This is a genomic window from Arthrobacter sp. CAN_A214 (assembly GCF_015751955.1).
Lineage (GTDB): Bacteria > Actinomycetota > Actinomycetes > Actinomycetales > Micrococcaceae > Arthrobacter_D.
In genome coordinates this window covers 166,126-174,730 of sequence record NZ_JADOUU010000006.1, presented here as the reverse complement: position 1 = coordinate 174,730, position 8,605 = coordinate 166,126, and the positions used below count along the sequence as shown (strand labels likewise).

Genomic DNA, 8,605 nt, shown 5'->3' with positions numbered 1-8,605 from the left:
GCGCAGAAACCGTCCTCACCGTCCACACCCGCCGCGCAGAAACCGTCCTCACCGTCCACACCCGCCGCGCAGAAACCGTCCTCACCGTCCACACCCGCCGCGCAGAAACCGTCCTCACCGTCCACACCGGACGCGCTGAATCCCGACTCGACGATACCGCCCTCTTCTGCTCCTCCACGTTCCACGACGCCGGCGAGCGACCCTGCTCCCTCAACGGAACCCGCACCGTCGCCAAAGCCGCCGGCCGAAGCGAAACCGGTCCCCACGCCGGTTCCGGACCTGTCGCCCAGTTCGACCCCAGCGCCGAAACCGGTGCCGAAGCCCGTCATGCCGACACCGACCCCGGCGCCACCAGTCGCTGAAACCACTCCGGCTCCCGCACCCGCTCCAGCGCCTCAACCCGCACCCGCACCCGCTCCAGCGCCTCAACCCGCACCGGAACCAGCACCCGCTCCAGCGCCTCAACCCGCACCCGAGCCAGCACCGGCGCCCGAGGTCGGCCCTGAATGCACTGCAATTTCGGACGGGCCAAAGGCTGCACCGTCGGTCGATCTTCCGGCGCCGTTGCTCGACGCACTAGGTCAGGCTCTGAAACCACCGCCCTGCGATGAGACGCCCGCTCCCGGGGGCACGGAATCTCCGCTCCCGGTCGCTCCAGGGATCAAGGAACCCACAGCCTGACCTCCTCGGCGAGAGCGCAATCCCTATGGCGTTGCCTTGAACCCGATCAGCTTGTGGGTGCCGTCGCAGTACGGCTTCAATGCCGACGCTCCACAGCGGCATAAGGCAACAGTTTTGCGTCTTCGCGGGAGCGCAGCACCGTCGGGGTCGACGAGCTCATAGTCGCCGCGCACCAGAAGCGGGCCGTCGGGGAAGGCCACGATCGACGCTCCTGCCTCTTTCAGGAGGGGTGCGTCATCGTCGGTTTGATCGTCCGGAGTCCTGGTCATGCCGTCGACGCCGCCCCGGATTGGAGGAGCGCGGTTCTCCCACCGGCCCAGGCCTCCATGATCTGGACGGTCATGAGTTCGTCGACGTAAAGCGCCGCCGCGGCTCCGAACAGGACATCGCCCAGAAGTTCCGGTTCCGCTTCGACGAGACCGCCCGCCATGTCCCTTGCCGCGATCTGCTCATGAACGGCGTCGGCCTCGACATGCTCGTCGAAGTACTCCCGCGCCTCTTCGCTGTATCCGTGGCGCTTGAAGCCCCGGGAATAGAGGCGGTTCGGTTGTGACGACGTCATTTCATAGGCAGCGAGGTGACCTACTGCGGCACCGCGGAGGCGTCGGCTGAGGCCGAAAAGCGACATCAGGTTATTTGAGGCGAGGGTGATGGCCGGAGTGGTGTCCAGATGGGCGCCATAGGTGTCATCGATGTTCAGTTCGCGGAGCGTTTTCGCAAACAGCGCCGAGTGCATGCGTGCCGGGCGGCCGCCGCCATACTCGTCGGCCTGGATTTCGACCAGAGCCGCTTTCGCACGTCCGGCGATGCGTGGAATGGTGAAGGTGTGGGGGTCGGCTTCCTTCAACTGATAAATGGATTTATTGATGAGGAACTCGCGCAGCTGTTCGTCGGTCGCCTCCTTTGCCACGAACCGGGACATGCTCGGCCCACCAGCCTCACCGGTGATCCGAAAGAGCTCGCCGGCAACCGCTTCGCTCGTCGCCGCGGGCAGCTCACCCAACGCAATGTCCCGCCGGAGCCGTTGTTCCATCGCCGCCGCGATCTTGCCCCTCGCCCCGATGAGGCCCGGGTTCCACTCCCAATCGGTGCTCGCACCGTCGATGCCGCTGTAATGCAGTTCAAACAGGCAGAACAGGGTGAGTTGCAGGTCATCGTCGAAAAGGAGGTCCGGGGAGGATTCCAGTGCCTCGTCCACGGCGTCCGGCAACCCTGCAAGAGCCGCACCTCCGGCTTCAGGACTGGTGATGATGCCGAGAACCAGCTCACTGACGGGACCGCGTGCTGAAGGTTGCTTCATTGAACGCTCTTTCTGATCGGCGAGGTGTCCGGCCATCGGGCCAGTAGTAAGCATACTTCGCTTCGCCGCTCGGCCGCACTGGCCAGGAGGGACGGCCGGTCAAGTGAAGCTGCCGGCCTGCCCCCCGAATTGGGTGGGTCAGGCCGGCAGCCGGAGGAGCGCCGGGCCTAGACCCGGTCCGCCGTGCGGTCACTCACTCTCGATAGGGCGAGTGCCAGACCGATTGCCAGTCCGGCGACACCGAACAGCAGGTGGACGATATTGTGCAGGATGGAGACCTGGAAGATACCGAGCAGCAACGCTTCGGATTCGTGTCCCGCGAAGGACATCTGGTCGTAGTTGCTGGTGATTCCGGGAATGAATCCCAGGATACCGACGAGCAGACGGCACCCACGGCCTGCGCGGCCTTCTGGATCGCCGTCTTGCCGTGGTGGGTGGTGTTGCCTGATGTTGTCATATGATTCTCCTCACAGCTACTCGCGGTTCAGTTTGTCCTGGATAGTTCCCGCAGCCTTCTCCACGACATTGGGAATTTCGGTAGTTCCATAGAAGCGTGCGTCCGGGTGGGTTGGCGGGGGCATGGGAGCGCTCGTCGTTGGACCATCGTGGTAGGCGTGGTCATCCGTCATGTGATACAGCCGCGCCACCTGAAGGCGCCCCTGCATCTCAGCGTTGGCGTTCGCGGTGAAGTCCGCGAGCAGGTTCCCACTTGCCATGATGTAGCTGCCCCGCCACGGGTTGCCCATACTGCCGGCGGCCCGGGCCTCCCGCACCGGCAACGATCGCCTGCTGCAGGTCGGTTCCACCGACCACGGCCGCAATGGAAGGATCCTACTGAACGGCGTCCTCGGTGATGCTAAGGGGTGCCTTTTCCAACAGTTGGGCGATGATCGTAGCGAGCATTTCCACGTGACCGAACTCCTCCGCGCCGATACCGAAGAGCAGATCCCGGTACTTGCCCGGAATGTGGGCGTTCCACGCCTGGAAGCTGTACTGCAGAGCCCCGGTGATTTCGCTGTACTGGCCGCCCAGCACCGCCTGGAGCTTCCGCGCGTAGACCGCGTCGGGCTTGGCCGGACTTGCTTTGTACTAGTGTTCCTGCTTGTGAAATAGCGAGGATGAGCATCTCCCCCGTCTTGTGGTCCGGTGACCTTGGGTCCATGTCACCAAGGAAGGGTGGAGCCGGACCTCCTCTGTCGACGTTAATGCTCTCGACACCGATTTCGGTAGATACTAAGCTCACTTATTTAGAACTTGCAATAATTCTGAAAGAGCTTGCGGGTTTAAACTAAGCATGCTTAGCTTTGGAGATAAGTCCAGCAAAACATTGCAGGACGCACGCATCGAGAACTCGATGGAACGTCCGTTTTACCGGCAGAATCAACGTAAGGAACGAACATGACTACGCAGAATTGGCCACAGGACCCCCTGGTTCCGTCCACTACCGGCAACGAGTTCGAGACCACTGAGTTCGGCGCAACCGGAACCGGCAGCGCCGGCAACGACCAGTCGAAGACGTCGGCCGCCAAGGACCAGGCGAAGAACGTTGGCAAGGAGGGCGCGGGCGCTGCGAAGAACGTGGCCGGCACCGCCGCTTCCGAGGCGAAGAACGTTGCAGGAGAAGCGAAAGCCCAGGCGAAGGGATTGCTCGGCAATCTCGGGGACGACATCAAGAGCCAGGCCGGGACGCAGCAGCAGCGCGTCACCGACGGCGTCCGCGGCATCAGCGATGAGCTGAAGTCCATGGCCGACAAGTCCGAGAACCCGATGGTTTCGAAGATCGTGCACCAGGTTTCCGACCGCACCAGTTCGGCAGCAAGTTGGCTCGAGGGACGCGACGCGACCGACATCCTGAATGATGTCAAGAGCTTCGCACGCCGCAAGCCCGGGACATTCCTCGGTCTCGCAGCAGGAGTGGGCGTTGTGGTGGGCCGGCTGACCAAGGGGCTCACGGGTGAGACCTCGCAGGGGTCGAACGAGTCGTCCACGACCGGGCAGTCCACGGGAACATACGGCACAGACCCCTATGCAACGAACACCTATGTAACTGACACCTCCAGCACGGGTTTGACTGGAACTGGTTACGAAACGGGTACAAGTCGTGGAAATCACGTATCTGACCCAGCTCCCGCCTTCGTGGACCCTGCCGTCGAATACCCGACCATTCCCCCGGGCACCCCACCCGTCGGAACCCTTCCGGGAGAAAGGGACCTGCGCTAATGAGCGAGGCATACTCGGGCGGCGCTCACCCCGCCGCACCACCACCCCCCTCTGAAGCCGAAGTTCTGGCGGCCAATCATTCAGTGGGTGAGCTATTCAGCGAAACGACCAAGAACCTTTCGCTCCTGATGAGGCAGGAGGTGGCCCTCGCGAAGGCGGAAGCCACCGAGTCTGCGAAAAACGCTGGAAAAGGCGCCGGCATGTTCGCCGGGGCTGCAGTCGGCGGGCACTTCGTGCTCCTCTTCCTGTCGATCGCCCTCATGTGGGGCCTCGGCGCGCTCATGCCACTCGGTTGGGCAGCAGTGATCGTTGCCGTGATCTGGGGCATCATTGCCGCCGTCCTCGCCATGATGGGCAAGAAGGAAATGAAGCAGGTCAAGGGCCTTCCCCTAACTTCTGAAACCGTCAAAGAAATTCCGCCGACACTGAAACCAGGTGAAGAAAGCCGATGAGCCAAACTCCAGAAGAAATCCGCGCTGACATTGAGCGCACCCGCCAGGAACTCGGCACCGATGTCGACGCCCTCGCGGACAAGGTCAACCCGGCCAACATTGCACACCGTCAGACCGAGAAGGTAAAAACCAGTTTCAGCAACGTCAAGGACACGGTAATGGGCAAAGCGGAAGATGTTGTAGACAGCGTCAAGGGCAAGGCTCATGACGTCAAGGACACGGTTTCGGACAAAGCCGGCGATGTGAAGGGCTCTGCGAAGAACAAAGCCGGCCAAGGGAAGGGCTCCGCGAAGAGCAAAGCCGGCCAGGCAAAATTGAAGGCGCAGCACGCCGGCCAGGCCGTGCAGGGTGCCCCCCGCGAACTCAGCTCGAAGACTGCGGGAAACCCCCTGGCGGCAGGCCTCATCGCCTTCGGCGCTGGGCTGCTGGTGGCGTCGATCATCCCCGCCAGCCAGAAGGAGGCGCAGGCCGCATTCGCGCTCAAGGAACAGGCTGCACCCCTCAAGGCAGAACTGACCGATGCTGCAAAGCAGATCGTGGAAGACATCAAGGAGCCTGCACAGGAGGCCATGGCATCGGTCAAGGAATCAGCAACCCAATCGGCGCAGAACGTCAAGGATGAGGGCCAGCAGGCCGCCTCAGACGTTAAGGGCAAGGCGCAGGATGCCACAAGCCAGGTAAAGAGCCAGTAGGAATCCGCTAGGCGGCGAAGAGGCGACCGAGTCTCGGGAGGGTGCGGAACACGAAGTGTTCGGCGCCCTCCTTGGCTGATTCGCCATGGATGCGGCGACAGCTCCTCATAGGCGGAGAAAATAAATGCTAAGCACGCTTTGCATCGAGTACTAAGTGTGCTTAGAGTAGATACCGGTGGTCCTTTGGGGGGAAGATTTGCATCCCGCCACCGCTGACCTAGCAGCCAGGAATTCAAAGCCCCTCACAATGAGACAGCTCAGAAGGAGAAGGAAATGATTACGCAGAACAACATCGACACCATGCTCAGCAGCGGCGGCAACGTCATCGGATCAGATGGTGACAAGATCGGATCGATTGGCCAGGTCTACCTTGATGACCAGACCGGCGAGCCCAGCTGGGTCACTGCGAAGACAGGGCTCTTCGGAACTTCTGAGTCCTTCATTCCGCTGCAGGGCGCCGACCTCGAGGGCCACGACGTGCGCGTGCCCTACTCGAAGCACCAGGTCAAGGACGCCCCCCGCGTCGATTCGGACGGCAGCCTGAGCCCCGAGGAAGAAGAGCGGCTGTACCGCCACTACGAACTCAGCGGCGCCGGTAGCCGCACCGAAACCACCTCGGGCACTGCTGATACGAGCGGCCTCGAAACTGCCGGTACCGCCGGCGTTGGCGGCTTCGGCGGCACGAATCGGGACAGCGACCTCGACCTCGACGCCAGGGGAGGACGCCACGAGGCGAACCTCACCGGCGATAGGGACCGCGAAGCTGTCGGCCACGACACCTCCGGTCCCACCACAGACGACGCCATGACCCGCTCGGAAGAACAGCTCCGTGTCGGCACCGAAAACCGCGAGGTGGGCCGGGCCCGCCTGCGCAAGTACGTGGTGACCGAGAACGTCACCACGACCGTGCCTGTCAGCCATGAGGAAGTCCGGATAGAGCGCGAGCCCATCACGGACGCCAACCGGGGCGACGCCCTGGATGGCCCCGCGATCAGCGAGGAAGAGCATGAAGTCGTTCTTCACGCGGAACGCCCTGTCGTCGAGAAGGAAGCCGTTCCCGTTGAGCGCGTTCGCCTCGACAAGGAGACGGTGACCACGAACGAAACCGTCAGCAGTGACGTCCGTAAGGAAAAGATCGAAACGGACGATGTCGACATCAATGACACCGATCGCAGGACACGATAACCCGTCCTGGAATGGAAGGCCCGGAGCTCGCAGCTCCGGGCCTTCCTCGTCTACACCGGACTTGCTGCACGGCGCCCTGAAGCGCTGCATGAGCCCGGCTGACCAACCCTGGGGCCGATAATAAGTAGGCTTCCTATTTGCGGTTGGACTGTCTACAGTGGATAACAGGGAAAGAATATCCGCGGATGATTTTGAGGAAGGAAATGCCACAATGCCGGAGTTGAATGAATGGTCCACGAGCCGCCTGCTTACGACAGCTGCGCGCATCGTCGAGCACTCCTGGAATGAAAAGCTCCTGAGCATCGGCATCACCCATGCGGGCCTCACCACGCTCGGGGTGCTCTCCCGCGAAGGAACCATGACGGGCGTCCGCTTGGCCCAGTTGGTGCACGTCCAGGCGCAAACCGTCGGACGTACACTGGACCGGCTCGAGAAGCGGGGGCTCGTAACGCGGCTTCGCAACACCGCCGACAGAAGAAGTCAGCGTATTACGATCACCCCTGCCGGCTCAAAAGCACTCGAGCGTGCGCAGAATATCGAGAACGAACTGATGCCCGAGGACGGGCTTGCGTCGCAGGATCTGCGTAAGCGCCTGGAGACGGTGATCAATGAACTCGGACCGAATAAGATTCCTGCGGAAAAGGAATGATCAAGGTCCTCCCGCAGTCAGTTCCAAGTCCCGGCGCTAGTATCCGCCGCCGTCGGACGCCATGTTATTGAACCGTGAGTAGTGGCCTTGGAAGCCGACGACGATCGTCTTGGTCGGGCCGTTCCTGTGCTTGGCAACAATGACGTCGGCCTCACCCGCGCGCGGTGACTCCTTGTCATAGACGTCGTCGCGGTGCAGCAGGATGACCATGTCGGCGTCCTGCTCGATGGATCCCGACTCGCGTAGATCGGACACCTGCGGCCGCTTGTCGGTGCGCTGCTCGGACCCACGGTTCAGCTGCGACAGCGCGACGACGGGGACGTTCAGTTCCTTCGCCAGCAGTTTGAGTGCACGCGAGAACTCCGAGACCTCCTGCTGGCGTGACTCGACGCGCTTGCCGGACGACATGAGCTGAAGATAGTCCAGCACCACCAGCTTGAGATCATGGCGCTGCTTCAGGCGCCGGCACTTGGCCCGGATCTCCATGAGGGACATGTTGGGGCTGTCGTCGATGAAGAGCGGTGCGTCGTTCATGCGGCCCATCGTGGTAGCGATCTTGCCCCACTGCTCATCCTTGATTGTTCCCTTGCGGAGGTCCTGGAGCCCGATGGTTGCCTCGGCTGACAGGAGGCGCATGGCTATCTCGTTTCGTCCCATCTCCAGTGAGAAGAAAACGGTGGTCAGGTTGTGTTTGATGGCCGCGGACCGCGCCCAGTCGAGTGCGAAGGTCGATTTGCCCATGGCCGGCCGCGCAGCAACGACGATCATCTGGCCACCGTGGAGGCCCTGGGTAAGCTCATCGAGCTCGTAGAAACCGGTCGGCACACCCGTCATGCCCTCGCCCCGGTGACCGGCCGACTCGATCTCGTCGACGGTGCCTTCGATGATGTCCTTGAGTGCAACGTAATCCTCGGCTGACCGGCGTTCAGCGACCGCGTACACCTCGGCCTGTGCTGCGTTCACGAGGTCGTCAACTTCGCCGTCGTTCGAATACCCAAGCTGCACGATTTTCGTGCCGGCATCCACCAGGCGCCGCAGGACAGCCCGTTCGCGGACGATTTCCGCGTAGAAGCCGGCGTTCGCCGCGGTGGGCACCGACTGGATCAACGTGTGAAGGTAGGCGGGACCTCCAATCCTGGAGATCTCTCCGCGCTTGGTGAGCTCGTCCGAGACCGTAACTGCATCGGCCGGCTCTCCCCTCCCGTACAGGCCGATGATTGCCTCGTAGATGCTCTCGTGGGCGGGCCGGTAGAAATCGATGCCGCGAAGTACCTCCACGCAGTCGGCGATCGCGTCCTTGGACAGCATCATGCCGCCGAGGACGGACTGCTCGGCCACCAGATCCTGCGGAGGCGTCCGGGCGAAATCGGGTGTGCGGACGTCCTGCGGGGAATCGGCTTGGGCCAGTGACACGTGGGTGCCTTTC

At 62.4% G+C, this 8,605-nt stretch carries 9 protein-coding genes and 2 pseudogenes; 6 read left to right on the top strand and 5 right to left on the bottom strand.

What is annotated here, in order from left to right; all coding sequences use genetic code 11:
- Positions 1–362: hypothetical protein (locus tag IWX65_RS08135; protein WP_196881907.1), on the top strand; the 362-nt coding region annotated here is incomplete at its 5' end.
- Between the two features lie 342 nt (positions 363–704).
- On the opposite strand, the gene IWX65_RS08130 is transcribed toward IWX65_RS08135, so the two are convergent.
- From IWX65_RS08130 to IWX65_RS08115, 4 genes and pseudogenes are all read right to left on the bottom strand, one after another.
- On the bottom strand, positions 705–950 hold the full coding sequence (locus tag IWX65_RS08130; protein ID WP_196881906.1) for a CDGSH iron-sulfur domain-containing protein: 246 nt from the start codon (positions 948–950) through the stop codon (positions 705–707).
- Positions 947–1,981, bottom strand: a complete 1,035-nt coding sequence (locus IWX65_RS08125) for an iron-containing redox enzyme family protein (RefSeq protein WP_196881905.1) — start codon at positions 1,979–1,981, stop codon at positions 947–949. The genes IWX65_RS08130 and IWX65_RS08125 overlap by 4 nt, the downstream gene beginning before the upstream one ends.
- Before the next feature lie 221 nt (positions 1,982–2,202).
- A pseudogene (locus tag IWX65_RS08120) lies at positions 2,203–2,438 on the bottom strand (DUF4383 domain-containing protein); the annotation flags it as partial.
- 16 nt (positions 2,439–2,454) lie between these two features.
- Positions 2,455–3,016, bottom strand: a pseudogene (locus IWX65_RS08115) (manganese catalase family protein).
- A 363-nt stretch (positions 3,017–3,379) separates the two neighbouring features.
- On the opposite strand from IWX65_RS08115, the gene IWX65_RS08110 reads away from it, so the two are divergent.
- The 5 genes from IWX65_RS08110 to IWX65_RS08090 all read left to right on the top strand — a co-directional run bounded on the left by IWX65_RS08110 (position 3,380) and on the right by IWX65_RS08090 (position 7,179).
- On the top strand, positions 3,380–4,201 hold the full coding sequence (locus IWX65_RS08110; protein ID WP_196881904.1) for a hypothetical protein: 822 nt from the start codon (positions 3,380–3,382) through the stop codon (positions 4,199–4,201).
- Positions 4,201–4,653, top strand: coding sequence for a phage holin family protein (locus IWX65_RS08105; RefSeq protein WP_196881903.1), 453 nt, complete (start codon positions 4,201–4,203; stop codon positions 4,651–4,653). The genes IWX65_RS08110 and IWX65_RS08105 overlap by 1 nt, the downstream gene beginning before the upstream one ends.
- Positions 4,650–5,345, top strand: coding sequence for a DUF3618 domain-containing protein (locus IWX65_RS08100; protein ID WP_196881902.1), 696 nt, complete (start codon positions 4,650–4,652; stop codon positions 5,343–5,345). The genes IWX65_RS08105 and IWX65_RS08100 overlap by 4 nt, the downstream gene beginning before the upstream one ends.
- Positions 5,346–5,618: 273 nt before the next feature.
- Complete coding sequence (locus IWX65_RS08095; protein WP_196881901.1) at positions 5,619–6,530, top strand: DUF2382 domain-containing protein; 912 nt, start codon at positions 5,619–5,621, stop codon at positions 6,528–6,530.
- A gap of 211 nt (positions 6,531–6,741) precedes the next feature.
- Positions 6,742–7,179: a MarR family winged helix-turn-helix transcriptional regulator gene (locus IWX65_RS08090; RefSeq protein ID WP_196881900.1), complete on the top strand. Its 438-nt coding sequence runs from the start codon at positions 6,742–6,744 to the stop codon at positions 7,177–7,179.
- 36 nt (positions 7,180–7,215) lie between these two features.
- Here IWX65_RS08090 and dnaB read toward each other — a convergent pair whose 3' ends face one another.
- Positions 7,216–8,592, bottom strand: coding sequence for a replicative DNA helicase (gene dnaB / locus IWX65_RS08085; protein WP_196881899.1), 1,377 nt, complete (start codon positions 8,590–8,592; stop codon positions 7,216–7,218).
- Positions 8,593–8,605: the final 13 nt, after the last annotated feature.

Coding starts and splice junctions, on each gene's coding strand:
- IWX65_RS08090 (WP_196881900.1), top strand. CDS start 6,742: ATGCCGGAGTTGAATGAATGGTCCACGAGCCGCCTGCTTACGACAGCT.
- IWX65_RS08105 (WP_196881903.1), top strand. CDS start 4,201: ATGAGCGAGGCATACTCGGGCGGCGCTCACCCCGCCGCACCACCACCC.
- IWX65_RS08130 (WP_196881906.1), bottom strand. CDS start 950: ATGACCAGGACTCCGGACGATCAAACCGACGATGACGCACCCCTCCTG.
- IWX65_RS08095 (WP_196881901.1), top strand. CDS start 5,619: ATGATTACGCAGAACAACATCGACACCATGCTCAGCAGCGGCGGCAAC.
- IWX65_RS08125 (WP_196881905.1), bottom strand. CDS start 1,981: ATGAAGCAACCTTCAGCACGCGGTCCCGTCAGTGAGCTGGTTCTCGGC.
- IWX65_RS08100 (WP_196881902.1), top strand. CDS start 4,650: ATGAGCCAAACTCCAGAAGAAATCCGCGCTGACATTGAGCGCACCCGC.
- IWX65_RS08110 (WP_196881904.1), top strand. CDS start 3,380: ATGACTACGCAGAATTGGCCACAGGACCCCCTGGTTCCGTCCACTACC.